Raw genomic sequence first — 25,700 nt, forward strand, 5'->3', positions numbered from 1 at the left:
AACAAGAGGTATCAATGAAGTTGGCATCCCTGCGCCGCGATCGCGACGGCGCTCTTATAGTCGTGAGCCGGGACCTGGTGAGCGCGGTCAGCGCGGCCGATATCGCCCCCACCATGCAAGCAGCCCTGGACCGTTGGCCGCAAGTGGAAGGCGCCCTGCGGGCCCTCTACGAAAAGCTCAACGCCGGGCAGGCGCAAGGCGCGTTCGCGTTGAAGCTGGAAGAACTCGCCGCCCCGCTGCCGCGCGCCTACCAGTTCCTGGACGGCGCGGCCTACCCCAGCCACATCACCCGCAACCGCAAGGCCCGCGGCGAAACATTGCCGGCGGACTTCTACGAAAAGCCCCTGATCTACCAGGGGATCTCCCACGGCTTCATGGCCTGGAACGAAACGGTGCGGCTGCCGTCCGACGAATACGGCATCGATTTCGAAGCGGAAATCTGCGCCATCACGGACGATGTGCCCATGGGGATATCCGCCGAGGACGCCCCCTCCCACATCAAGCTTTTCGTGCTGGTGAACGATATTTCCCTGCGCGCGCTGATCCCGTCCGAACTCAAGCGCACATTCGGGTTCCTGACGGGGAAACCGGCCTCCAGCATGGGCCCGATCGCCGTCACCCCCGACGAGCTTGGCGACCTATGGGACGGCAAGCTGGTATCCGGCACCATGAATTGCTGGGTGCGCGGCGAGCGCGTAGGCGAAATCGAAACCGGCAAAGATACCCCGTTCCACTATGGACACCTGATCGCCCATGTGGCTCAGACCCGCAAGTTCGAACCCGGAACGCTGGTGGGCCTGGGCACGGTTTCGAACAGCGACGAAAGCGCGGGTTGCGCCTGCATCGGCGAAATCCGCGCGCTGGAAGTGCTGCGCGACGGCGCGGCCAAGACCCCCTTGTTCGCCTTCGGCGACGAAGTCCGCATCGAACACCTGGATCGCAACAACAAGCCGGTGTTCGGCCGCATCCAGCAGAAATTCGCCCCCTTGGACGCCGCATGATGCGCTCGCGGACACGGCCAGCGACACACGCACACAGGAGATAACCCATGCTTTGCAAAAGCCTGCACCACGCGGCGTTCCGCTGCAAAGATGCGCGGCAGACCGTCGACTTCTATACCCAGGCACTGGGACTGAAATTCATCCACGCCATGGGCGAGGACCACGTGCCGTCCACCGGCGCATACAGCCCGCACATCCATGTGTTCCTGGAAATGGAAGACGGCAGTTGCATCGCGTTCTTCGAACTGCCCCACGACAAAGGCGAACCGTCCGGGCGCGATGCCGAAACCCCCGGCTGGGCCCAGCACTTCGCCTTCCGCGTCAAGGACGAGGCCACCCTGATGCAAGCCAAGGCGAACCTCGAAGCCCGCGGCATCAAGGTCCTGGGCCCCGTCAATCATGACGACTTCCTGCTGTCCATCTACTTCCATGACCCCTCGGGCCACCGCCTCGAGCTCGGCGTCAATATTTCCACGCCCGAGCGCGACGCCGTGTTCCGCAACGAGGCCGCATCGGTATTGGCGTTGTGGGACCAGACGCACGACTGGTCGCGGCGCGCCGAACTGTACGGCGCGGCAACCGGCTACCAGCGCGCCGACTGAGCAGCAAGGTATCGGGGGGCGGCGCGACCCGGCAGCCGCGCCGGCCGCCTCCGACTACGTGTCCTGTTTCAGAGGACAGGCTGGGCGCCTGTCAGGCACGGTATCCGCATAATGCGCCGCCACCGCGACCAGGGCCGGCACGCTGTATCCCGCACATTACAATGAATAAAAAACGGGACAGTAATTCTTCTCCGATACCCATGCCAAGAAAAATCCCCCCCATGAACCCCCTGCGGGCGTTCTATGTGGTCGCTCGAACCAATAGCCTGACCAAGGCCGCCAAGGAGCTGCATGTCGGCCAGTCGGCCATCAGCAAGCAGCTCGACGTGCTGGAGAAATATTTCGGCGTCAAGCTGTTCCGGCGCGAACAGCGCGGCATCAGCCTGACGGACATAGGCCAGGAACTCGCCGAACGGGTCGTGCCCGCGTTCGACCAGATCCTGGACGCCGCCGCCAGCCTCACCGAACGCAGCAACGACAGCAAGATCCGGGTCCATACCTACACGACCTTTGCCGCAAAGTGGCTCATTCCCCGGCTGGAAGACTTTCACAAGCAGTATCCCAAGCTGTCGGTCTTGATCATCGCCTCGGTCGACGAGGTGAATTTCGAGAAAGACCGCATCGACTTCAGCATACAACTCGGCCGGGGCACTCGGCCGGGGCTGGAAGTGGATCTGCTGTTCGACGACATCATCGAGCCGGTATGCAGCCAGGGCTTTCTGCGTAAACACGCGCCGGAAACCGCCTACCCCCAGGCGGTGCTGCGCACGCGCCTGCTGGATTCCCATTACCGTCCCAAGAGCGACTGGCTCATGTGGGCCAAGGCTTGCAACTACGAAAACGACATCGCCGACACCCCGCACATGAGCTTCAGCAGCTCGGTACTGACCTGGCAAGCTGCGATGGACGGGCTGGGCGTGGCCATCGGGCAGATGGCTCTGCTGACCGAAGACATCAAGGAAGGCAATTTGGTAGCCCCGTTCCACCAGCCGGTGCGCACGGGGCTTTCCTTCCATCTGCTGCGGCCCAGGGTGCAGCGCGAAGCACGAAAGATCGTACTGTTTCGCGACTGGATCCTGGCGCAAGCCGCAGCAACCCGGCCTTATCTGCCGGACTGCTGACTACGCCTCTTCTGACTGCGCCTCTTATTTGGCGGCGGGCTTCGGGGCGCGCTGCGAGAAGGTTCGGCCGAACACGCCTTCCGCGATGCGGTTCTTGAGTATTTCGACGGAGCCGCCCGCGATCATCCAGCCGCGGGTGCGGCGCACGCAGTATTCCACCAGTGCTTCCTGGCTGAAGCCCATACCGCCCATGACTTGCATGGCGTCGTTGGAAACCTCCCAGCCGGCAAGATTGCAGGCCAGCTTCGCCATGGCGGTGGATTGGGCACTGGGCAGGCCGTGCTCGCCTTCCAGGGCTGCCTTGTAGAGCAGCAACTGGGCCTGTTCCAGCTTCATCCACATGTCGGCGAACTTCCATTGCAGGCCCTGGAATTCGCATAATTCCCGGCCGAACTGCTTGCGCACCATGGCGTGCTCGCGCGCCGCATTGAACGCATACCGGCCCAAGGCCAAGGCGCGCGACGCATTCCCCAGGCGTTCGACATTGAAACCGGAAATCTGCTTCTTGAAGCCGCCCGCGCCCAGCAACAGGTTTTCTTTGGGCACCCGGCAGTTGTCGAAATACAATTGCGACCACTGCTCGCCGTTCATGAAGTTCGAGGGCGTGCCGACCTGGAAGCCCGGCGCTCCTTTTTCGACGAGTATGGACCCTATGCCGCCCACCCCGGGCCCGAACCGCACATAGATCAGGAACAGCTCGGCTTCGGGGCTGTGCGTGGAGAACACCTTGCTGCCGTTGATGACGTAATGATCGCCATCGAGCACGGCCGAGGTCTTCAAGTCGGTTGCCGCCGAACCGGCGTCCGGCTCCGTCATGCCCAGCGATATCAGTTTCTTGCCGGCCAGCAGGTCGGGGAGAAACCTGGCCTTTTGTTCCGCGTTGGCATATTCGACAAAAGTGCGGATGGGCCCGAAATTACCCGCCTGCACGATATCGGCGCTGCGCGGACAGACCAGGGCCACCTGCTGTATGGCCAGCACGGAATGCATCAAAGAACCGCCCTGCCCTCCGTCCTCTTCGGGAAAAGCGATGCCCAGCAAACCTTGTTTGGCCATCAGTTGCGCATCCGCCCATGGATAGTGCGGCGAGTGGGCGCGTTCGAGCGCGCCTGCAGCCAGTTTGTCCTGGGCGAAACGCGCCACGCTGTCGGAGAACGCTTGATATTCTTCTGAAAGAGTAAAGTTCATGAAAATCTTGGCAGTGGTTTTGGGTAATCGGAGTAGCCGGGCGCCCGGCGCGCCCAGGTCTGGTAATTCAGGCGTCGAGCAAGCAATGCTTGCTCGAATACGCACGCGCGAGGCCCGTGTTGCGAGGCATCCCCGCGCGGCGAAGACGCAAATCTTTCAATGCGCAAGGCCCGGCGCATCGCCGGCATCCCGGTCTTCTGAAATGACCTTGAGGATCACCGGATAGTAATTGTCCTTGAAACCCGCATCGATGGCCTTCTGCAACTGGCGTGCGGTCAGGCCCGTCAATTCGTTGTCCAGGCTGACGTTGTCCGAAAGCGTGATCGCCAGCTTCAGATCCTTGAGCGCGTAGGCGGCGGAAAACATTTTTTCCGGAAAGACGTCTTTTGCCAGATATTCCGCGCCCGTCAGTTGCAAGGCGAATGAGGCCGCCGACCCCAGCCCCAGCGTCCGGGCCAGCAAGTCCTTGGAAACCCCCGATCGCTCGGAAATGGCAAAAGCCATTGCCAGGGCGTGCACGGTATTGACCAGAACCATATTGTTCATGATCTTGGCAACCTGGCCCGCGCCGGTAAGGCCGCAAAGCACGACATCGCTGCCCATGCAATCCAGATAAGGCTTCAGGGCGGCGAACCGGGCTTCGGCGGCTCCCACCGTGATCAGCAGGGTTCCGTTCTGGGCGGCGGCCCGGCTCCTGGCCACCGGCGCATCCGCGAACCCCACGCCCTCGGCTTCGAGGCGCTGCGCCAGCCGGCGCGTGCGATCTACATCGCTGGTGCTCATGTCGACGATAGTCTTCAATGCACCGTGTTGCTCCAGCATGCCTCCGGCACCGAGGCACACGTGCTCCACCTGGTCGATGGACGGCAGCGACAGGAAGACGATCTCCGCCTTCGATGCGATCTCGGCAATATTGCTGGCTACCACGCCCGCTTCGGCCAAGGCGCGAACATTATCCATGTCGAGGTCGGCCGCCAGGACTTTGCAGCCCGACTTCCTGGCCAGGTTCGCGCACATCCCCTTGCCCATGGCGCCCACGCCGATAAAGCCCAGTGTCGGTTTCATTCCAGTCCTCCTTGGCGCACGCACTTCACCCGCAGGAATTCGCGCAAGCCTTCTATGCCCCCTTCCGAACCGAGGCCGCTGTCCTTGTAGCCGCCGAACGGAGTTTCCGGCAAGGAAGCCTGCAGCTCGTTGATGCACACCACGCCGCTCTGGATTTCGCCTGCGAAGCGATGCGCCAGCTTCAGGTCGTTGGTGAATGCATAAGCGGCCAGGCCAAAAGGCAAGGCATTCGCCGCATCCAGCGCTTCGTCGGCGCTTTTTACCGGGATCATCAAGGCGACGGGGCCGAAAGGCTCGATCCTGCAGGCGTCCGGCGCCTGGTCGTGCACGGCGAGCACAGTCGGCTCGTAGAAATAGCCGGGCAGATCCATGGCCTTGCCGCCGGCCAGCAGCTTCGCCCCCGATTCCGTGGCGTTGGCGACCAGGCGATCGATCGCATCCCGGCGGCGCTGGTTCTTCAAGGGCCCCATTTGCGCCTGCGGGTCGAACGGGTCCATGACTCGCAGCCGCCGCACGCATTCGACGAAGCTCTGGCAAAACTTGTCGTAGATCTTTTCGTGAATGAGGAAACGAGTGGGCGATGTGCAGACCTGCCCGCCGTTGCGGAACTTGGTCGCCACGGTCGCCTGGGCTACCTTCTCGATGTCCACGTCGTGCCAGACGATGACGGGCGCATGCCCGCCAAGTTCCAGCGTGGCCTTTTTCATATGCAGGGCCGCCTTGGCGCCTACTTGCTTGCCGACCGCGGTAGCACCCGTGAAAGTGATCATCGCCACGTCGGGGGAAACGCAAAGCTGGTCGACGATCTGGGGCGCATCGCCGAACACCATGTTGACCGTTCCTGCCGGCAATCCCGCGCGCTGTATGGCCTGCGCGATAAGCAGCGCGACCCCTGCGGTTTCCTCGGAAGGCTTGATCACTATGGTGCAGCCCGCGGCCAGGGCGGCGCTGATCTTGCGCGACGGGGTAATGGCCGGAGCGTTCCAGCCCGACACCCCCGCCACCACGCCATAGGGCTCGAGCCGGGCGAGCTGTTCAATGCCCGGGGCCCGCGCCGGAATCAGCCGGCCGTACAGGCGCCTGGCTTCCTCGGCGGCCCACTCGAACATTTCGGCGGCCACGTCCACTTCTTTCTGGGCCTCGCCCAGGGGCTTGCCGAGCTCCGTGGTGATCTGCCTGGCCAGATTGTCGCGATCCAGGCGCATTTCGACGGCGACCTTGCGCAACAAGTCCGAACGCTGCTTGGCCCCCGTCTTTTTCCACGAACGGAACGCCTGGCCCGCGCATTCGATGGCGCGCTGCACGTCTTGCGCCGAAGCCATGCGCAACTGGCCGATCACCTGCGCGGTAGAGGGCGACACGACCTCCAGCGTTTCCTGCGAAGAACCTGCGCAAAACTCTCCATTGATGAATTGTGAATAGTCCATGGACAAGCTCCTGCTTACTCAATAACGATATGCGATTTCTTGATGATGCCTTCCCAGCGCGAGGACTGATCCTGAATATATTGTTTGAATTGCTCGGGCGTACTGGAATAAGGGTATTCATCCAGCTTGAGCAATTTCGCCTTCACCTCGGGGTCGGACATGATCTGGTTCACTGCAGTATTCAGCGTGGCCACGATTTCCTTGGGCATGCCGGCAGGCCCCATCAGGCCATTCCACGGTTCCGCTGCGTAGCCGGGGATTTCCTTCTGGCCGATAACCATCACGCCTTGCACACCCTTGTCCGGCGACGAACTGGCCGACGCCAGGATACGCAGCTTGCCCGCCCGGACCTGGGGCAGGGCGACCACGCCGGCCAGCAGCGCAAAATCCACGCGCCCGGCGATCAGATCCGTGACCGCGGCCGAATCCCCCTTATAAGGCACATGCATGGCATTGATATGCGTTTCGCTCTTCAGCCACTCGGCCGCAAGGTGATTGACTGCGCCGGTGCCCGCGGAAGCAAAGCTCAAGCGGCTGTCCTTCTCGCGGCCATAGGCGATCAGGTCACTGAAGTTCTTGAATTTGGAATCGGCGGGCACCACCAGATAATACGGATAGCTGGCGACCAGGGCGATAGGCGTAAAGTCCCTGATCGCATCGTATTCGATGCCTTTTTGAATATACGGAATGATAGAAAGCGTGCTGCTGCTGCCCAGCATCAGCGTGTAGCCGTCGGGCGCCCTCTTTCTTACAAGATTCGCCGCCACCGCGCCGCTCGCGCCCGCCCGGTTTTCCACTATGAAACTCTGGCCGAATTTCTGGCCCAGTTTTTCGGCCAGCAATCTGCCCACCATGTCGGTGGGGCCGCCGGCGGAAAATCCAATATAAATAGTGACCGGCTTGTCGGGATAAGCGGCGGCCTGCGCAGGCGCCGATGCCGAAAACACTCCCGCGCCCATGCACAGGGCGGCCAGGCCCAATACTACGCGACGATTCATAAGCACATTGATCTCCTCGATTTATTTTGCAGTGCTCTGCAATTCCAATTCTGACGAGGGCAAAGTCTATCAACGTTTAAAAACCGCCAGCGTACACATTTTGTCTGTCTGTTATTCCATATCCGACTATGAGCATCGCCCAGCTCGTTCGGTGCCCGCGGCCGTCCTAGGCATATGGCGCAAAACGATCGCCAGCTCTCAGATCATGAGATTCCAAAATGTCATATTAGCCAGAAAAAATGTCGCCTCCGGGGCTGGATATTCATCGATAAACTCTAGCCAACATTCAGGGGGTGCAATGAATATCGGATTTATAGGACTCGGCAGAATGGGATTTCCGCTGGCGAAGTCCTTGATAAAGAATGGCGAAACCGTCACCGTATACGATTTGAATATCGATGCTGCGAAAAAACTGGAAAAAGATGGGGCGACAGTGGCGGGGAATATTCCCGAGCTGTGCAAATCCTCTGATCTGATTTTTACGATGCTGCCCGGCCCGCCACAGGTGAAGGCAGTCGCGCTGGGCGAGAACGGCATCATCGCAAATATGAAGGCGGACGCCATCTATATAGACATGAGCACGGTCGACGTGGACACCGTCGATATGCTGCGCGAGGAATTCACCAACAAAGGCATCGCATTCGGCGATGCCCCCGTCGGCCGCCTGGCCATGCATGCCGACAGGGGCGAATCCCTTTTCATGCTGGGCATAGACGAAAAGCATTACTCCAGAGTCGAGCCCATCCTGCTCAAAATGGGAACGACCATTTACCACTGCGGCAAGGCCGGCGACGGAACCAGGACCAAATTGATCAATAACATGATGGTTCTGTGTTATTGCCAGATCAACTCGGAAGCCCTGGTATTGGCCAAAGCGCTAGGCCTGGACCTGAAAAACACATTCGACGTTCTGACCAATACTACGGCCAGCAACGGACAGCTCAAGCAAAAATGGCCGCAAAAGGTCTTGAAGGGAGACCTGACGCCCGGCTTCGATATCGCCTTGGGCTACAAGGACATTTCGCTGGCCTCGAATGCCGGAGCGGCAAGCCGGATCGCCTTGCCGCTATGCGATATCACAAAAAATATTTTCCGGATGGCATTGGCCGCGGAAAATTCGGGCAAGGACACTTCCTGCATCACGGATTTCTGGGCCGAGACCAACGGTGTGGACAAACCGCGGCTCTAGGGCCTGTTGACGCTAAAAAGTGGCGCCGCAATTTTCCGAAACAGGCGCCGGCCGCGATTTGCATATTGCGGCGCCATTTTCGGGATTCGAGATTATTCAGGAGACAATAATGCACACCAAGAGAATTTTTGCCTTGGCCGGACTCGGCTTCGCCATCTTCGGGGCATCGGCATGCGCCGCGCAAGGCATATCCGACGGAGTCGTGAAAATCGGGGTCCTGACGGACATGTCGGGCGCCTATTCCGGAAACGTGGGGCCGGGCTCGGTACTGGCTTCCAAGCTGGCCATCGAGGAATTCGGCGGCAAGGTGCTGGGCAAGCCCATCGAACTGGTGGTCGCCGATCATTTGAACAAGACCGACGTGGCGGCATCCAAAGCCAGGGAATGGTTCGATCGCGACAAGGTCGACGTCATCACCGAACTGGGCAACAGCGCCGTGGCGCTGGCCGTAATGAATATTGCGCAATCCAAGCACCGCATGACCATGGTTACCGGGGCCGGCGCGACCAAGATTTCCAGCGAGGAATGCAAGCCCACCAATGTGCAGTGGGTCTATGATACCTATGCGCTCGCCAAGGTGGGCACCATGCCGCTGGTGGAGTCGGGCACCAAGACCTGGTATTTCATCACGGCGGACTATTCCTTCGGGCACTCGCTGGAAAAAGACGGCGCGCGCTTCATCAAAGAGGCCGGCGGCAAGGTGCTGGGTTCTTCCCGCTATCCTTTCCCCGGCACCGATTTCGCCTCGTACCTGCTGTCCGCGCAATCCAGCGGCGCGCAGGGCGTAGCCTTCGCCAGCGCGGGGGCCGATCTGCAGAACGAAATCAAGCAGGCCAACGAATTCGGGCTGACCAAGCGGCAGAAACTCGTCGCCATGCTCATGAGCATCACCGACGTGCACGGCGTCGGCCTGAAGGCCGCGCAGAACATGCATTTCGCGGAAACTTTCTATTGGAACCTGGATGACGAGTCCAGGAAGTTCGCCGAACGCTTCTACAAAAAGGCGGGCAAAATGCCGACCGCCCTGCAAGCCGGGCAATATTCCGCCGTGCTGAACTATCTGCGGGCCGTGCAGAAATCGGGCAGCGACGATGTCACGGATGTCATGAAAACCCTGCGCAGCATGCCCATACACGACGCCTTTGCGCGCCATGCCAAGCTGCGAGCCGACGGGAAGCTGATACACGACCTGTACGTCGTCTCGGTCAAGTCGCCCGAAGAATCGAAGCAGCCCTGGGATTACTACAACATCCTGAAGACGGTGCCGGGGGACCAGGCATTCATGCCGCTGTCCGAAAGCAAATGCCCCCTGGTAAAGCAATGAGGCTATCATGGCGGCGCCGCTCTATGAGGTATACGCAATAAAGTATGCAAGCGTGGCGCGCAGGGCCAGCGACAATTTTCTGCTGCACGATATCCACGACGGCCAGATGGACCTGGATTTCTACTTCTGGCTGATTCGTGGACAGGATCGCACCATGCTGGTCGATACGGGCTTCAGCGCCTGTTCGGCCTCGCAACGCGGGCGAGCTTTCTCGCAGGAACCCGCGACCGCGCTTGCCCGCTTGCAGGTAAAGCCATCGGACGTCGACACGCTGATCCTGACGCATTTGCATTACGACCACGCGGGAAATGTGGATGCCTACCAGAATGCCCAGGTTCATCTGCAGGACGCCGAAATGCAATATGCCACCGGCCGGTATATGTGCCATGGGGCGCTGCGCCACTTTTTTTCCGTGGAGGATGTCGCGACCGTGCTCAGGCGCGTGTACGACGATAAAGTGTGTTTCCACGACGGCGACGCGCAAATTGCGCCGGGCGTTGAACTCTACAAAATAGGCGGCCACACCGCCGGCCTGCAAATCGTACGCGTCCATACGCAGCGGGGCTGGATTGTGCTGGCTTCCGATGCGATGCACTATTACAGGAATTACGAAGACCGGAACCCCTTCCCCGCGATCCTGCATGTCGGGCACATGATGGAAGGCTACAAGCGCATCGCCCAATTGGTGGATTCCGATGCGCATATTGTTCCGGGACACGACCCCGAGGTCGCCCGGCGCTATCCGTCTCAGGCAAAGCCGGATAACGGCATCTACCTGTTGCACGAAGCTCCGTCGGCCATGGAGTAAGCCGGCGCCCCGGCGCTGCACCCGTGCTCTCAACAAGAATCGAGGAATGGCAAAGCATGATCAGTGAAGACGACATACTCAGGCACTTGCCCGAAAGGTTCAACTCCCGGGCGTGGACGGTGCAATATGCGCGGCATCTCCGCACCCGCTTCATGCTGGGTGTCGGAAACAAGCTGTTCCGCATCGCCATCGCCGAAGGCAGGATCGTGTCTATCGAGCGCGGGCCGTTCTTGATGAACGAATGGGATTTTTCCCTGGAAGCCGAAGAAGAGACCTGGCAGAAATTCTGGCTTGCCGTCCCGCCGCCCGGATTCCACGACGTGATGGCCCTGTCCAAGACAAAGAGGCTTGCGATCCGGGGAAACATCTACCCCTTCATGTCCAACCTGCTGTATTTCAAAGCGCTGCTGTCCGCCGTGCGGGGATTGGGAGAAACCACGGAATGAGCAACAACACCGTCACATTCGAGCCCATCACGGGGCGGTATCTGCGGCTGGATCTGCTCGGCAAGACACACCGCGTCTATGTCGAAGAAGCAGGCAGCGGCATACCGCTGCTATGCCTGCATACCGCAGGCTCGGACAGCCGCCAATACCGGGCGCTCATGAACGACACCCGCATAAACAGCCGATTCCGGGTCATCTGCTTCGACCTGCCCTGGCACGGCAAGTCTTCGCCTCCCGCGGGCTGGCAGGAAGGCCCCTACCGGCTGACGTCGCACGACTATACAGAGATCATACGCACGATGGCCGCCGCGCTTGCGCTGGATCGCCCGGTCGTCATGGGCTGCTCCATCGGCGGGCGCATCGTGCTGCACCTGGCCTTGCATCATGCCAAAGAGTTTCGCGGCCTGATCGGCCTGCAGTCGGGTGCGCACGTCGACCCCTACTACGACCTGGACTGGCTGCATCGGCCCGACGTGCATGGCGGCGAAGTCTGCGCGGGCATTGTGTCGGGACTGGTGGGCCCGTCCAGCCCCGAAGAGCACCGATGGGAAACCTTGTGGCACTATATGCAAGGCGGCCCGGGCGTGTTCAAGGGCGATCTGCACTTTTATACGGCGGACGGCGATATACGCTCCGATGTATCCCGCATCGACACCCAAGACTGCCCGCTGTGGCTGCTTACCGGCGAATACGATTATTCTTGCACGCCCGAAGACACGGCCTCGCTGGCGAGTTCCGTAAAGGGTTCCAATTGGCAGGTCATGAAAGGCATGGGGCATTTCCCCATGAGCGAAGACCCGGAACGATTCATAAGGTATCTGCTGCCGGTGCTCGAACAGATCACTGCCTGAAACCCAGTGCCTGCAGGGGCGCGGCGTATTCGCGTCTGCGATGCAGGCATGCCGCTCAGAGCAGCGTTTGCTGCGCGGCCGGGTAGGCAATAGTGCCCGTGGCCTGCACTACCGCGCCCGGCGTAAGGTGGGCGGGCTCCAGGCGGCCTTGCCCCATGATATGAAAAACGTCTGCCCCGCGGGCCATCAGGTAATCGGCGACGATGCGCCGGTGGCAGCGCCACCATACGGCTTCCGAGCACATGATGGCGCAGCGCCGCGCATGCCCCAACTCCAGCAGATGATCCAGGCCTGCCTGGAATTGCGCCGAGTACGCGTAGTCGGCGTAGTTGTGGAAGCTGTCGTTGGTCCAGAAGCCATTGGTGTCGGCAGGCAGGCTGCGGGCTTTTCCGCGCAAGCCGCCCAGGGCGGCGATGTGCTCGTATGCAATGCCGTAGGGCTCGAGCTCGCCGGGTAAAGCATCGGCATTGAATTGCGGATTGGCCCGGGACATGGGCATCTTGCGTATGTCCGCCAGAAGCTCGACGCCGGCTTCGGTCAGCAGGCCGGCGAACTCGGCCAGGCTGCGGTTGGAATGGCCGATGGTGAAAAACAGCGGCGCGCCCTGCCCGCCGTCATCCCGTAGCTCGGGGCTCGCGCCCGCTTGCTTGGCCATATCTTGCCCCCCTTTCAATGCGTGCAGGTCCTAGGGCAGCAAGCGCAACGCCCCGCCCTTGTGCGCGGCAATGTGATCGGTCTTGTCGCTTTTGATTTCGTACTGGGGATCGTCCGCCGAGGCGCGATGCGTATGTCCCTTGTAGTCGAAATCACTGGTGTGAACGGCGATGATGGTGCCCGACACCCTGCCGGCTTCGGAATTCCAGCCCACATGATCGCCTATCTTGAATCTGTTGCTCATCGCACGGCCTCTTTTCGTCTGGAAGAAGGTTTTTCGGTTGAAGCACGGGGCAAGCTCACGCGCCGGCTGGCGGAACCGCCAAGGTCTGCGGCGCGGCCTGCCTGATGCGAGTCAGCAGCCATGCGCGCTGGCGCTCGTTGCGGCCCTCGACGCCGAGCAAGTCCTGCTCGAGGCCGCGGTCGCCGAGCGCGCGGGCACCCTGGATCAATACGGTCGTCGAGATGGTGCTTTCGTTCGCCATCAGCCAAAGATCCTGCAGGTCGCGCAGCAGCCCGAAGGCTGTCGCGCGGCGCTGGATCAACAAGGCCTGGTCCAGCGCCTCGGGCTCGCCCTCGAGGCGCTCGCCATATTTACCCGCATAGGCCTGGACCGCAACGGCGTTCTCGCGCGACCAGGACATGAACAATGCGCTCTGCGCGCCTATGTCCGGGGCATCCGGATGGCTGGTACGCAGTTTTTCCCAGCCGCGGGCCAGGCGTTCTTCGCTCGCGTGCAACAGGCCGATATAGTCGGCCAGATGCGTGCGGGCGGCGTCGGCCTCACCTTTGCCCGCGCCTGCATCCGCCGCGGATTCCCGCTTGGATTCGTCGGGCTGCGGCAAGGGCGAGCATTCTACTTTTGCCAGTTTGACGGCGGCATACTTGAAATGCGGCTGCTTGCTGACCGGGTCCCAATCGTACAAGGTCAGCTCGTTGGCGGCACGCGCGCGGCCCGGCTCGTCCCAATAGCCGTAATGGAAAGGCATGAACAACGTGCCCGGCTCGATGTCGCCGACGCGGGCCGGGGCGTCGGCCGCGCCGCGCCTCGACGTGACGCGCAACATATCCCCTTGTTTGATGCCCAGGCGGCGGGCATCGTCCTCGTTCACCTGGATGTAGGCATCCGGCGCCGCGTCCCGCAAAGCCTTGGAACGGCCCGTCTTGGTGCGGGTATGGAAGTGATAGACCACGCGCCCCGTGGTCAGGAAGAAGGGATAGTGTTCGTCGGGCTCTTCTTGCGGCGGCACGTATTCGACAGGCCGCAGCAAGGCGCGGCCCGCCGGCTGCCTGGCCTTGTATTCCCGCGCCGTGATCGCCGCGCCGGTCACCAGGTCGTGGCCATAGCTTTCGCAATAATCCGGATCGGTCGCGAACTTCAGGTCCGTGTAATAGCGGGTCGAGCCTTGCGGATGCTGTTCATTGACGGGCCACGGCACGCCCGAACCCTGGCTCAGCTTGGCATAGGACAACCCCGAATAATCGCAGGGGCGGCCCCGCGTGCATTCCCGCCAGGCATTGAACGCACCCTCGGCATCGTGCCACTTGATGAGCGGTGCGCCGTCCTTGTCGCGAAAATCCATGCGCCGCGCGAAATCGAGAAAAATATCGAGATCGGGCCGCGCTTCGCCCGGCGGATCGATCGCCTTGCGATTCAGGTGCACGACCCGGTTCACATTGGTCGAACAGCCCGTCTTCTCGCCCCATATCGCCGCGGGCAGGACCACGTCGGCCATTTCCGCCGTCTCGGTCATGAAGGCGTCCTGCACGATCACGAACAAGCCCTGCTTGCGCAGGATCGCTCGCAGCCGCCCCAGGTCTGGGATGGAAACCGCCGGATTGGTGCCCACGATCCACAGCACGCGTATGGATCCGGTCTCGGCATAGCGGAAGATCTGCAGCGCATGCGTCGGCGGTCCCCAATTGGGCAAGGTATCCGGGTCCACATTCCACAACCTGGCGACTTCTTCGAGATGGCGCGGGTTGCCGAAATTGCGGAAGCCCGGCAGATCGCCCCCCGTGCCGCTTTCGCGATTGTTCTGCGCCGTAGGCTGGCCGTTCATCTGCAAGATGCCGCAGCCAGGCCGGCCGATGCGGCCGAGCACCAGATTGACGTTATTGACCTGGACTGCGGCGGCCGTGCCCTGGTTGGATTGGTATACGCCTTGCAGGCAGGTTGTCAGCAGCATGCGCGAACCGCCGATCAGGTCCGCCGCGCGCCGGATCTGGTCCGCGGGAATACAGGCAATCTCGGCGACCCGCTCCGGCGTATAGGTGGCAACCGTGCGGGCCAGCTCGTCGAAGCCCAAGGTGTGCGCCTCGAGGAAGGCACGGTCTGCATAGCCCCCTGCTATCAATTGCCGTATCAAGCCATTGAGCACGGCGACGTTGGTGCCGAGCCGCGGCTGTATATGGATATCGGCCTCGGCGGCGGTGGCCGTGCGCCGCGGATCGATCACCACCATGCCCGAAGGCACGGCCGCGCGCCGCCGATCCAGCACCCGCGCCCACAGCACCGTGGCGGTGGCCGCCATGTCGTGGCCCACCAGCAGGAAACAGTCGGTGACGTCCACATCTTCGTAGGTGCCGGGCTGGCCATCGGCGCCGAAGGTTTCTTTCAGGGCTGCGCCGGCCGTGGCGGTACACAGGCGCGTGTTGCCGTCCATGTGCAGCGTGCCGACGCCGGCCTTGCCGATCACGCTGAGCGTGTAGTTTTCTTCGGCGAAAAGCTGGCCCGAACTATAGAAGGCGATCGAGCCGGCGGTATGGCGCTGCTTCGCTGTGCGGATGCGGCCGACCAGCAGTTCCATGGCCTCGTCCCAGCTTGCCGGCTCCAGCCGGCCGCCGCGGCGGATCAGCGGACGAGTCAAGCGGCCCGGGTCGGCATTGGCCACCCAGCTATGCAGCCCTTTGGGGCCGAGACGGCCGCGATTGACTACATCCGTCTCGCAGCCACGCACGCCGACGATGCGCCCGCCCGGCTTGTCGTCCTTGACGCCTATGTCCAGCCCGCAGCCGTTCGAACAGAGGAAACAGCAGGCCTGCACCCAGCGATCCGGGTCTTCCGCCAGGTTCTGGTCCACTCTCGAAGGCCAATGCTCTCCGCACTGCGGCGTGCGCGGCCCCCAGATGTCGGTGATGCTGTCGCGGGTACTGGCCATCTCGTCCTCCTTGCTGCAGGCTCGATCACGCTTTGCGGCCCGGGGGCAGCCCAGACGCTGCGCGCTTCGTATTTATGTGCATGTATGCACTCGCGGTCGACGGCTATCGCGGGCGCCTGTCATCGGGCGCCTGTCGTCCCATCATACGCCCAAGGGGCCGTGGCACAGGCCACTTATTGCCGTCTGCCTCGAACGCCCCCGGGCCAGATCGAACTGGAGCCACCATTCCGAAACGACTTTGCCCGCGACGCCAGGCCGGCACGCCGCGCTGCCTTCCAACCCTGTTTTTCCAAGCGTATGATCTACATCATCGCCTGCAGCAGCGACGCGCATCCAAACGGATTTCAGGTAATAGAAAGGAAATGCCATGAACTCTTTGACTTCTGCCCTGGACGGTGACGCCAAGGAATTGCTTCCCGAACTGGAAGCCATTTACAAAGACCTGCACCGCAACCCCGAACTGTCGATGCAAGAAACCCGCACCGCCGGCATCGTGGGCGATTTCCTCGCCAAGGAAGGCTTCGAGGTCAGCCGGCAAGTGGGCGTGACGGGCGTGGTCGGTGTGCTGAAAAACGGCGCGGGGCCGACCGTCATGCTGCGTGCCGACATGGACGCCTTGCCCGTCACCGAAGACACCGGCCTGCCCTATGCCAGCACCGTGCGGGCCAAGGATGAAGACGGCGTCGACGTGGGCGTGGGCCATGCCTGCGGGCACGATATGCATGTAACCTGGCTGATGGGCGCGGCGCGGCTGCTGTCGCGCCATCGCGATGCCTGGAAAGGCACGCTGTTGGCCGTGTTCCAGCCCGGAGAAGAAGTCGGGCGCGGCGCGCAAAGCATGATCGACGGCGGCATGCTCGAACGCTTTCCCAAGCCCGACATCATATTGGGCCAACACGTCATGGTGGGCGAAGCCGGCACCGTGGGCTACCGCAGCGGCGTGATTCTATCGGCCGGCGACAGCATCAAGGTCAAGCTGTTCGGCCGCGGGTCTCACGGTTCGCAACCGCAAACTTCCATCGACCCCGTCATCATGGCCGCATCGACCACCTTGCGGCTGCAAACCATAGTCTCGCGCGAAATCGCCCCGCTGGACAGCGCGGTATTGACCGTGGGCGCCCTGCAGGCCGGCACCAAAGAAAACATCATTCCCGACGACGCCACGCTCAAGCTCAATATCCGCACCTATGACGAAGACGTGCGCGCCACCATGCTGTCGGCCGTCAAGCGCATCTGCTGCGCCGAATGCGCCGCCTCGAACGCGCCACGCGAACCCGAATTCACCAAGCTCAGCACCTACCCCCTGACCCGCAACGATGTCGAGGCCACCGAAACGGTAGCCCGCTCCTTCGAGGCGCAGTTCGGCGAACGCGCCTATGAAACCAAGCCGGCCGGGGCCAGCGAAGACTTCAGTGTCTTCGGGCGTAACTGGAAAGTGCCTTATGTATTCTGGTTCATCGGCGGTACCGACGCCCAGGTCTTCCGCAAGGCGGTGCAGGCCAAGCAGGTCAACACCATTCCCAACAACCATTCCCCCAAGTTCGCGCCGGTGATCAACCCGACGCTGAAAACGGGGCTGGAGGCCATGCTGACAGCCGCATCGGTATGGCTGTGCGACGGGAAACAGAAGCCGGCCGGGTAAACGCTCGCTGCGGACGCTACGCCTCGCCGTAGCGTTGCCGCAAGACACTCCCGGGGCACAAGCCCGCCAGGGCGATAGAATCTTTACTTCCATATCGGCCGGAGGCCTTCCATGTCAGACCTCTTTGCTTTGTCCGCCCCCTGGTGGCATTTCGTGCTGCGCGGCGTCGCGATCTACATATTGGTTACGGTCTTGATGCGCGTATCGGGCAAGCGGGCCATGGGCCAGTTCACCCCGTTCGACCTGATCCTGCTGATCCTGATCGGGAATGCCGTGCAGAACGGCATCAACGGCGGCGACAATTCGCTGACCGGCGCCATGATCATGGCGGTCACTCTCATTGTGCTGAACTGGGTCGTGGCATGGCTCTCGTCGCGCTCGCAGCGCTTTCGCTGGTGGGCCGAGGGCAAGTCTTCCGTCCTGGCCGAAAACGGCCGCGTGGACCACAGGATGCTGCGCCGGGAACTCATCAGCGACGAAGACTTCAAGAATGCCTTGCGGCTGGCCGGCTGCGCCGGCGAGCACGATATCAAGCTCGCCACCCTGGAACCCAACGGCCGCATCATGATCGAGACGGCCGACGGGAAATGGCGCTAGTGCCGTGCCAGAGCGGTTCGCCCAGCCCCGCATGGCGGCGCCCTTCTGGCTCGGATCGAGGCTCCTTCGCATTTGCGAAATCGCGCCGAGGCATCGTTCAACAAGGCGTCGGCGTCTCTTGCTTCAACCAATTCCGGAAAGCCGCGAGCTTGGGCAGCGCCGCGCTTTCCTGGCGATAAACGATGTAATAAGCCAGCTCCGACTCCAGCCGCACCTTGGGGAAAAGCCGGACCAGCCGGCCTGCGACCACGTCGTCGCAGGCCATGACGCTGCGGGCCAAGGCGATGCCATGGCCGTCGATGGCCGCCTGCAGCACCGCAGCGGAATTATTCACGCGCATGCCTCGGTCGGTGTCGATCTCGGGCGCCCCCGCGCGCGCCAGCCAGTCGCCCCATGAGGCAAAGCCGATGTGCGTATCGACCGACAGATCGTGTATCAGCGCCTTGCCCGCCAGTTCATGCGGGTCGGCCAGGGGCCCGTTCCTGGCCAGCCACGCTGGCGAGCATACCGGAAAGATCTGCTCGTCCATGAGCTTTTCCACGACAAGCCCGGGCCAGGCGCCGCGCCCGTAGCGCACGCCGATATCGATACCTTGCGTCGCGAAATCCACCAGCCTGAGGCTGGTATCCAGGCGCACGTCGGTTCCGGGGCACAAAGCGTGGAAATTTTCGATGCGCGGCAGCAGCCACTTGGCGGCAAAAGCGGGGCTTACCGTCACCGTCAACACCCCGTCCCTGGACCCTTCGCGCAAGCGATTCAGGCCCAGCGCGAGCCTGTCGAAGCCGGCCCGTATGTCCGGCAAGGCACGTTCGGCTGCCTCGGTCGGGGTCAGGCGCGAGCGGCCGCCGGAACCGCGATGAAACAGCGGCGTGCCCAGCCAGTCTTCCAGAGTGCGGACCAATTGACCGACCGCTGCCGGCGTCACGTTCAGTTCGGAGGCGGCAGCGGAAAAGCTCTGGTGGCGGGCGCTGGCTTCGAATGCCCGCAGCGCATTCAAATAGACGGGCGTCTTCATGAACACAATTTTTTATTTCAATACAGCATAGATTATCTCATTTGCACCCAGGGGCGCAGGCGCTCGAAAATAATACGATGCCCGGAATCCAGTCTAGGAACGACTTGGACTGGCAAACAACCGGTGTAGGCTTCCCGGCCTCTGTTGCACATCGCGGACGATGATCGCCATGCATAGTTTTTCTTCCGCGGTGACTGCCGCCGCGGGGTTCCTCTTGGCGCCTGCCCGGCGATCCGACCGAAAATCGATATACGAATCTGGAGTGATACGCATGAAGGCCTATTATCGCGCCATGCAAGTGCCCCGCCCCGGGGTGCTCGAACTGGTACAGCGCAAGACCCCGGTGCCGGGCGCCGGGGAAGTGCTGATCGAGGTCGAGGCCTGCGGCATCTGCGGCGCCGATGCCGGCGACATAGAAAAAGCCGACCCGGCGTTGCAGCCGCCGCGAGTGCCCGGCCACGAAGTCGTGGGCCGCATCGCGGCGCTCGGCAGCGGCGTTGCGCCGGTCTGGCACATAGGCCAGCGCGTCGGTGTGGGCCGGCTGGGCGGCCATTGCAAACAATGCGCCCAATGCCGCCAGGGACAATTCCAGCTCTGCCGCAACCAGCCCTTCGTCGGCTCCACCTGCGACGGCGGCTACGCCGAAATGATGCTGGCGCGCGAGACCGGCCTGGTATCGATACCCGACGAACTGGCGTCCGAACAAGCCGCGCCCATACTGTGCGCGGGCATCGCCACCTTCAACGCCTTGAAAAAATGCGGCGCCCAGGCCGGCGATACCGTAGCCGTCTTCGGCATAGGAGGCCTGGGGCACATGGCCTTGCAATATGCGCGCCGCATGGGTTTCAAGGTGGTGGCTATCGGGCGCGGCGACGACATCGCCGCGGATGCGATGGCGCTGGGCGCGCACGTCTACATCGACACCGATAAAGAAGATGCCGCCACTGCCCTGCAAGCCATGGGCGGCGCACAGGCCATACTTGCCACCATAGGCCAATCCGCCGCCGTGTCAGTCTTGATGAACGGCCTGGCGCCGCAGGGACGGCTGGTAGTGCTGGGCATCGGCAAGGACCCCTTGCAGGTCGCAACGGGCCACCTGGTATCAGGCGAGCGCAGCGTGCTGGGGTCGATCACCGGCACGCCTTATGACAACGAGAAGACCCTGGGCTTCAGCGTGCTCGCAGGCGTGCGGCCGATGATAGAGACCCTGCCGCTAGAACGGGCCGCCGAAGCCTATCAAAGAATGAAGTCGGGCGAGGTGAGGTTTCGCATGGTCCTGACCATGGGCGACCCGCACTGAGCCTTGCCCATGCGAGGACACGCAGCCATGAACCAGGACGCCTTCAACTTGCAGCGTTTCGTCGACGCCCAGGCCGACACATACCAGGATGCGCTGGCCGAACTTGCCCGGGGCCGAAAGACGAGCCACTGGATGTGGTTCGTGTTTCCGCAATTGCGGGGCCTGGGCCGCAGCCCTACCGCCCAATACTATGGCATCGCTACACGGCAAGAAGCCATCGCCTATCTCGCGCACCCGGTGCTGGGCCCGCGGCTGCGCCTGTGCGTGGATCGGCTCCTGGCGCTGGATTGCACCGACCCGCACGCCATTTTCGGCTCGCCCGACGACTTGAAACTACGCTCGTGCCTGACCCTGTTCGCCGCCGCCGCACCCGACGAACCGCGGTTCGACGCAGCGCTACGGCGTTTGTATCCAGAGGGCAAGGATCAAAACACACTCGAGCTGCTCGCCTAGCCGAAAAAACGGCCCGCAAGGTTTTAGCTGCGTTGCAAGAACACGCGAGCGGGCGCGACGCGTCTGAAAATTTGGAAACCGACGAGCGCAATTGGCGCCATTGCCGCCTTCCTATAAGGAAGGCCCATTTACCCCCGATGCAGGCCGCCGCGGTCACTCGGCGATATGCCGCCCGCCTTCAGGCGCGCACATACACCCAGGCATTCTTCCCCGATTTGAGCCGGACCTGCTCACGCTTGTAATCCGACACTTCGTAGCTGTCGGCGGCGGCCAGCTCCGCCTGCGTGATACGAAAGACTTTGCCGGGGACTTCGTCGGCCGGGTTTCCTGTAGCCGTGACGATGGGATGGTATTTCTGGCCGCTCTTGCGCAAGACTTCGGGGTCGGTGATTTCCACCATGGCCCGGCTGTAGCCGGGCATGGCATCGTCCTCGCCTTCCAGCAGGCGGCCGAAGGATTCGATCTGGACGGTTTCGAGCTGCAAGGTTCCGTACGAGAACAGCAGCACGTTTCGCTCTTGGGGCGTACCCACTTTCCTATAGTCCTGTTATTTTCTGTGGATTCTGCCGCATGGCCCTATCCTTTCCTGTGGATTCTGCCTCATGGCCCTATCACGGCCAAGCGTACATCAAGCGAACAATTGCTCTCCGATATAGCAGCCGGCTTGCGGCGCGGGGGGCACGAAGAAAATGGCCGAGCCTATGTGGGCGATGTATTCATTCAGCGCGTCGGACGCGCCCAGCTTGGTCTGCAGCGCTTCGAAATGCGCCGGATCGTTCTGGTAGCAGATGAACAGCAGGCCCGCGTCCAGCAAGCCGTAGCGATTGATGCCGTCGGTGTAGTTGTACGATCGGCGCAGAATCTTCAGGCCGTCGTTGTTTTCGTGGGCCGCCAGCCGTATGTGGGCCGTGGCCGGAATGACCAGTTGCCCTTCGCCGTCGCGCTTGTGAAAATCGGGCGTATCGAACTCTTTTTGCCCGGTCAGAGGCGCGCCGGACTCTTTGCGGCGACCGAAGACATTGTTCTGGTCGCTGACCCGGTCGGTGTCCCAGTTCTCGATATGCATCTGGATCTTGCGCACCACCTGGTAACTGCCGTGCCGCTGCCAGGCGGGGCCTTCCTGGATCCAGACGTGGCGATCGAATTCTTCGGCCGATTTGATATTGCGCGTGCCGTCGCGGTATCCGAGCAAGTTGCGCGGCGTGGACTGGCCTTTGCCGGCCGAGGCGCGGCCGAAGCCGAGCACGGCCCAGCGGGTCGATGCCGCGCCGATGTCCTTGGCGATGCGGGCCAGGTCGCGGATGGCGTGGTAAGCCACCTGGGGATCGTCGGCGCAGGCCTGCAGCGAAAGATCGCCGCCGGTAAGTTCCGGCTGCAGGGAATCGCTGGGCAGCTGCTTCAAGTTGCGCAGCAGCGGCGGCCGCTTGTGCGCGAGCCCGTAGGTGTCGGTAAAGATATTGGGGCCAAGACCTACCGTGACGGTCAACGAGGCCGGCCCGAGGCTCAGCGCCTCGCCGGTATCGGCGCCCACGCCATTGGCGCGCGTCGGCTCGACCTGGCCTACGGTCCGGCCCTTCATCAGCAGCGCGATCGCCGCCGACCACCGCGCCAGCAGTACCTGCAGATCCGAGCGGTCGTTCGAAGTGAGATCGAAGGTCATGTACAGGACATAACGCTGCTGCGGCGTCATGATGCCGGCCTGCTCGGCCTTGCCGTAGAACGCGTATTCCCTGGACAAATCGACGATCTCGTCGTCCGCCGGCATCCCGCCAGCGCCCAAGGCAGCGGCCGCGGCCGGGCCGGCGCCCAAGGCGGCGCCCAGCGTGCCGGCGGCGGTGCCGAACAACAGACTGCGGCGGGTGAGCTGATGGGCGGCGGCGCCGCCCGGCACTTTGGTCTTCGACATGATGCTGGCTCCGCCCGGTCCTCTAGCTACGCCCGGCGGTCGCCACTTTTTCGGCGATCTTCGACAAGGGTTCCTGCAGGGCCTGAATGCTGCGGCTCAGCTTGGCGGCATCGGCCGTCTTGATCTCGGCGGTATAGCGCTTGAAGCCGCCGGGCTCTTTCGGATCCCGATAGCTGTCGAGCAGCGTATCGACCTTGGCGAACTGCTGCTTGACCCGCTTGGTGAGCGCCGGATCGATATGCGTCAGGCCCGGCTCCAGGAATGCGAATGCCTGCTGGGCGCCTTCGACATTGCCCTCGAAATCGACGAGGTCATAATGGCTGAAGGCTTCTTCTTCGCCCGTGATCTTGGTGGTCTGGACTTCCTCGAGCAGGTCGGCTGCGCCATTGGCCAGATCCTCTGGGCGGTAGTGCAGTGTCTTGACGAGCTTGTCGAGCCGGCCGACGTTTTCCTGCAGCTCGGCGGCGAGCTGCTTGGTTTCGGGCGTGATCTTGCCGTTTTCGAACAGGTCTCGCTCGATGGCGTGGAAACCGTGCCAGCCTACCTTGGGATCGAGGTTGGATGCCCGCATATCGATGAGATAGTCGAGGTTGCCGGCATTGTCTGTAGCCTTGTGGCCCGGCAGCACGAAGCCGTCGACATCGGATTCGATGCGCTCGTAGAACGGCCGCGCCAGCGGATAGTCCACCTTGGCCTTGGCGAGGTTGCCGGCATCGATGTCGGTCTTGAGCCTGTCCACGGCAGTAACCATGGCGTCGACGACGCCATCGACATATTTGGCGTATCCCTGGGTGCCATCGGCCAGGATGGCGGCCGTGCTGCCGCTCGCTTGCGCGGCGGCCTTGCCCGTGACCGTGAAGGCCAGCATTTCCTGCTTGGCACCGGGACAATAGACCTGGTAATTGCCGCCGCCCAGGGTCAAGGTGAACGATACAGGGGGCAGGCCCGGCGCGAGATTTTCTTTCTCGCCCAGGATACGGTTGTCGCTCTGCAGTTCGACCTCGGTGATCGCGGTCGCGGTCTTGTTCGTCACCGTGAAGGTGACAGGCCCCGCCTTGGCCGAAGTATGGTCCAGCGCGCAGGTCTGGCCATGCTCGCCGCTCAGCGTGATCTGGACCTGGGACACGCCGTTCTTCACTGGCGCCTCGGAGTTCGCAGCAGCAAAAGCCGCCGGCGCCGCCATCATGGCGGCGATCAGGCCGGCAAGCACTGTGCGTGCATGGATACGGACAGAATCAGTGTGATGCATTCAGGGTTCCTCGGGTGTTGTTTCGGCCGTTTGCAAGACCGCCGTTGACGGAAGACATCTGTTCGGAGTCGCAGCCGGCGCGGTAAAGCTTTCCGAGCCGGCGACTATTGCGACAGGCACAGGCTGCCAGCAATAATGCGGCGAACAGCAGAACCAGGGGCAGGCCAACCGCCCAAAAGCCGCGCTCGGATCGCTCGGCGAGCAGGCCATGCAATGCCCGGGCGGCGCGCGATACGTAATCTGGCGAAACCCGCCAGGCCTGCGCCGTCGGCGATTGCGAGCCGGCGACGCTGAGCGTGCGCGGGGTTTGCAGGCCGCTGCCCGACAGGGCGACAAAAGCGGTTTCGTATCCGGAGGCATCCAGCAGATGGCCGCCGGCGGTCCAGACATCGAGCGCACGCCGGGACGTCCATGCGGCCTGGAATGGCCCCGGGTGCTGTTGCGGATTCAAGCCGATCGGAATCCGCCCGTGATTCAAGGCCACGACTTCGTCCAGCGTGAGCGTAGGTCTTGCGTGGGCCGAAGCGCCGGCAGTGTGCACATGCCAGGCCGACACCGCCAGGCCCGAGTGCGAGGCATGCTCATGCTTGCCCGAGGCCAGCGACACGCGCTCGGTATGGCCGCCTTCGAAACGGATGGACAGCTCCGGCGCCTGCGCGGACGAGACCTCGAGTTCCGCCTGGCCTATCGGCGTGGCGGGATCGTTGGCGGCCACCAATGTCGCCAGGCGAGGCAAATGCAATTGCGGCACGGGATAGGCAAAGGCGAGAATCGCCGCCACGAGGGCAAGCGCCCCCGCGCTCGCAAATTGCAGCCGTACTGCGGCTCGCGGGCCGGGGCGACGCGATGGCGGCCAGAAGACCAGCAGCGACACGGGTATGAGATAGGTCAGCCACCCCACGAGCTCGATCAGGCGGGGATCGGCGGGAATGCCGAGGACCCCGGTAATCAAGGCCGAACGAATCGTCCCCGGCGCCACCAGCCACGACAGGTCCAGCACGGTCTGCTGCCCTGCGTTCAGCCAGCCGGCCTCGTGCGCGGTACGCAGCGATGTCACCACCAGGCCGGCGGCAACCAGCACCAGAAACGCGCCGGTGACCCGGAAGAAGCGCGAGAGATTGATGCGCACCCCACCCGCGTATATCCCCCAGCCGATAAGGACGGCCAGCAGCAAGCCTATGACCGCGCCGGCCGCGGCCCAGGCGGCCGACTGGGCCGCGGAGAAAGTCGCCAGCAGGAAGACGCTGGTTTCGAAGCCTTCTTTCAAGACGGCAAGAAACGCCATGCTGGCCAACGCATAGGCGCTGGCCTGGCCCAGGGCCTCGGCCGTCTCGGCCTCGATCTGGCGCTTCAGGTCGCGTGCATGCGCGTTCATCCACATGATCATGCCGGTCACGAAGAAAATGGCGACGCAGCCTATGACCGATTCCATGCCCTCTTGCCTGGCCTGGGGCAAGGACTGCTCGATCCAGTCCAGGGCCACGCCCACCACGATGGACAAGATCACCGCGAGAATCACGCCCAGCCACATGGCTTTCAGGCTCTTGCCATTCTTGCGCAGGAAAGCGGCGATGATGCCGACGATCAAGGCCGCCTCGAGGCCTTCGCGCAAACCTATGACCAACGTTGCCAACATTCGAGTACCAGAGGCCTCATGCAGCGGGAAAACTCACCGGCATGCGCGGCCCGGACAAACTGCCAGG

General features: G+C 62.6%; 24 protein-coding genes. 12 read left to right on the forward strand and 12 right to left on the reverse strand.

Annotated features, from left to right (window positions below; all coding sequences use genetic code 11):
- Positions 1-14: 14 nt before the first annotated feature.
- The 3 genes from KVP10_RS03250 to KVP10_RS03260 all read left to right on the forward strand — a co-directional run bounded on the left by KVP10_RS03250 (position 15) and on the right by KVP10_RS03260 (position 2,724).
- Entirely contained in the window at positions 15-1,001 is a 987-nt protein-coding gene (locus tag KVP10_RS03250) for a fumarylacetoacetate hydrolase family protein (RefSeq protein ID WP_217962997.1), read from the forward strand.
- 47 nt (positions 1,002-1,048) lie between these two features.
- On the forward strand, positions 1,049-1,603 hold the full coding sequence (locus KVP10_RS03255; RefSeq protein WP_217962998.1) for a VOC family protein: 555 nt from the start codon (positions 1,049-1,051) through the stop codon (positions 1,601-1,603).
- Positions 1,604-1,824: 221 nt separating this feature from the next.
- Positions 1,825-2,724, forward strand: coding sequence for a LysR family transcriptional regulator (locus KVP10_RS03260; protein WP_246600259.1), 900 nt, complete (start codon positions 1,825-1,827; stop codon positions 2,722-2,724).
- A 24-nt stretch (positions 2,725-2,748) separates the two neighbouring features.
- Here KVP10_RS03260 and KVP10_RS03265 read toward each other — a convergent pair whose 3' ends face one another.
- The 4 genes from KVP10_RS03265 to KVP10_RS03280 all read right to left on the reverse strand — a co-directional run bounded on the left by KVP10_RS03265 (position 2,749) and on the right by KVP10_RS03280 (position 7,402).
- Complete coding sequence (locus KVP10_RS03265) at positions 2,749-3,912, reverse strand: acyl-CoA dehydrogenase family protein (protein WP_217963000.1); 1,164 nt, start codon at positions 3,910-3,912, stop codon at positions 2,749-2,751.
- 156 nt (positions 3,913-4,068) lie between these two features.
- Positions 4,069-4,977 (reverse strand): NAD(P)-dependent oxidoreductase, encoded by a 909-nt coding sequence (locus tag KVP10_RS03270; RefSeq protein WP_217963001.1) that lies wholly within the window; start codon positions 4,975-4,977, stop codon positions 4,069-4,071.
- The gene (locus KVP10_RS03275; protein WP_217963002.1) at positions 4,974-6,404 is read right to left on the reverse strand and encodes an NAD-dependent succinate-semialdehyde dehydrogenase; all 1,431 of its coding nucleotides are present in this window, start codon (positions 6,402-6,404) and stop codon (positions 4,974-4,976) included. The genes KVP10_RS03270 and KVP10_RS03275 overlap by 4 nt, the downstream gene beginning before the upstream one ends.
- Before the next feature lie 14 nt (positions 6,405-6,418).
- Complete coding sequence (locus KVP10_RS03280; protein ID WP_217963003.1) at positions 6,419-7,402, reverse strand: Bug family tripartite tricarboxylate transporter substrate binding protein; 984 nt, start codon at positions 7,400-7,402, stop codon at positions 6,419-6,421.
- 7 nt (positions 7,403-7,409) lie between these two features.
- Here KVP10_RS03280 and KVP10_RS03285 point away from each other — a divergent pair, with 7 nt between their 5' ends.
- The 5 genes from KVP10_RS03285 (at position 7,410) to KVP10_RS03305 (ending at position 12,020) form a co-directional block, all read left to right on the forward strand.
- Positions 7,410-8,591 (forward strand): NAD(P)-dependent oxidoreductase, encoded by a 1,182-nt coding sequence (locus tag KVP10_RS03285; protein WP_246600260.1) that lies wholly within the window; start codon positions 7,410-7,412, stop codon positions 8,589-8,591.
- Positions 8,592-8,700: 109 nt separating this feature from the next.
- Positions 8,701-9,915 carry an ABC transporter substrate-binding protein gene (locus tag KVP10_RS03290; protein ID WP_217963004.1) on the forward strand — a complete coding sequence of 405 codons (1,215 nt, stop codon included), beginning with the start codon at positions 8,701-8,703 and terminating at the stop codon, positions 9,913-9,915.
- A 7-nt stretch (positions 9,916-9,922) separates the two neighbouring features.
- A complete protein-coding gene (locus tag KVP10_RS03295) occupies positions 9,923-10,723 on the forward strand; it encodes an N-acyl homoserine lactonase family protein (protein ID WP_217963005.1) in 801 nt (266 codons plus the stop codon).
- 56 nt (positions 10,724-10,779) lie between these two features.
- Entirely contained in the window at positions 10,780-11,169 is a 390-nt protein-coding gene (locus KVP10_RS03300; protein WP_217963006.1) for a hypothetical protein, read from the forward strand.
- Positions 11,166-12,020, forward strand: coding sequence for an alpha/beta fold hydrolase (locus tag KVP10_RS03305; RefSeq protein WP_217963007.1), 855 nt, complete (start codon positions 11,166-11,168; stop codon positions 12,018-12,020). Before KVP10_RS03300 ends, KVP10_RS03305 begins: the two co-directional genes overlap by 4 nt.
- A gap of 55 nt (positions 12,021-12,075) precedes the next feature.
- Here KVP10_RS03305 and KVP10_RS03310 read toward each other — a convergent pair whose 3' ends face one another.
- From KVP10_RS03310 to KVP10_RS03320, 3 genes are read right to left on the reverse strand one after another with little or no spacing between them, the layout of a single operon-like run.
- Positions 12,076-12,675 (reverse strand): DUF488 domain-containing protein, encoded by a 600-nt coding sequence (locus KVP10_RS03310; protein WP_217963008.1) that lies wholly within the window; start codon positions 12,673-12,675, stop codon positions 12,076-12,078.
- A 30-nt stretch (positions 12,676-12,705) separates the two neighbouring features.
- Positions 12,706-12,918, reverse strand: a complete 213-nt coding sequence (locus tag KVP10_RS03315; protein ID WP_217963009.1) for a hypervirulence associated TUDOR domain-containing protein — start codon at positions 12,916-12,918, stop codon at positions 12,706-12,708.
- 55 nt (positions 12,919-12,973) lie between these two features.
- A complete protein-coding gene (locus tag KVP10_RS03320) occupies positions 12,974-15,835 on the reverse strand; it encodes a molybdopterin oxidoreductase family protein (protein ID WP_217963010.1) in 2,862 nt (953 codons plus the stop codon).
- Positions 15,836-16,202: 367 nt separating this feature from the next.
- On the opposite strand from KVP10_RS03320, the gene KVP10_RS03325 reads away from it, so the two are divergent.
- Both KVP10_RS03325 and KVP10_RS03330 read left to right on the forward strand, forming a co-directional pair.
- A complete protein-coding gene (locus KVP10_RS03325) occupies positions 16,203-17,477 on the forward strand; it encodes a M20 family metallopeptidase (protein WP_217963011.1) in 1,275 nt (424 codons plus the stop codon).
- 111 nt (positions 17,478-17,588) lie between these two features.
- Positions 17,589-18,074 carry a DUF421 domain-containing protein gene (locus KVP10_RS03330; protein WP_217963012.1) on the forward strand — a complete coding sequence of 162 codons (486 nt, stop codon included), beginning with the start codon at positions 17,589-17,591 and terminating at the stop codon, positions 18,072-18,074.
- A 97-nt stretch (positions 18,075-18,171) separates the two neighbouring features.
- On the opposite strand, the gene gcvA is transcribed toward KVP10_RS03330, so the two are convergent.
- The gene (gene gcvA, locus KVP10_RS03335) at positions 18,172-19,089 is read right to left on the reverse strand and encodes a transcriptional regulator GcvA (RefSeq protein WP_217963013.1); all 918 of its coding nucleotides are present in this window, start codon (positions 19,087-19,089) and stop codon (positions 18,172-18,174) included.
- Positions 19,090-19,360: 271 nt separating this feature from the next.
- Between gcvA and KVP10_RS03340 the strand changes: the two genes are divergently transcribed.
- Both KVP10_RS03340 and KVP10_RS03345 read left to right on the forward strand, forming a co-directional pair.
- The gene (locus KVP10_RS03340) at positions 19,361-20,389 is read left to right on the forward strand and encodes an alcohol dehydrogenase (protein ID WP_217963014.1); all 1,029 of its coding nucleotides are present in this window, start codon (positions 19,361-19,363) and stop codon (positions 20,387-20,389) included.
- Positions 20,390-20,416: 27 nt separating this feature from the next.
- Positions 20,417-20,842: a DUF1810 domain-containing protein gene (locus KVP10_RS03345; protein ID WP_217963015.1), complete on the forward strand. Its 426-nt coding sequence runs from the start codon at positions 20,417-20,419 to the stop codon at positions 20,840-20,842.
- A 178-nt stretch (positions 20,843-21,020) separates the two neighbouring features.
- Here KVP10_RS03345 and KVP10_RS03350 read toward each other — a convergent pair whose 3' ends face one another.
- From KVP10_RS03350 to efeU, 4 genes are all read right to left on the reverse strand, one after another.
- On the reverse strand, positions 21,021-21,374 hold the full coding sequence (locus tag KVP10_RS03350) for a gamma-glutamylcyclotransferase family protein (protein ID WP_217963016.1): 354 nt from the start codon (positions 21,372-21,374) through the stop codon (positions 21,021-21,023).
- 96 nt (positions 21,375-21,470) lie between these two features.
- Positions 21,471-22,748, reverse strand: coding sequence for an iron uptake transporter deferrochelatase/peroxidase subunit (gene efeB, locus KVP10_RS03355; RefSeq protein ID WP_217963017.1), 1,278 nt, complete (start codon positions 22,746-22,748; stop codon positions 21,471-21,473).
- A gap of 22 nt (positions 22,749-22,770) precedes the next feature.
- A complete protein-coding gene (gene efeO / locus KVP10_RS03360) occupies positions 22,771-23,997 on the reverse strand; it encodes an iron uptake system protein EfeO (protein ID WP_217963018.1) in 1,227 nt (408 codons plus the stop codon).
- On the reverse strand, positions 23,984-25,633 hold the full coding sequence (gene efeU / locus KVP10_RS03365) for an iron uptake transporter permease EfeU (protein WP_217963019.1): 1,650 nt from the start codon (positions 25,631-25,633) through the stop codon (positions 23,984-23,986). Before efeU ends, efeO begins: the two co-directional genes overlap by 14 nt.
- Between the last annotated feature and the right edge of the window lie 67 nt (positions 25,634-25,700).

Source organism: Candidimonas humi (genome assembly GCF_019166065.1).
Classification (GTDB): Bacteria; Pseudomonadota; Gammaproteobacteria; order Burkholderiales; family Burkholderiaceae_B; genus Candidimonas; species Candidimonas humi.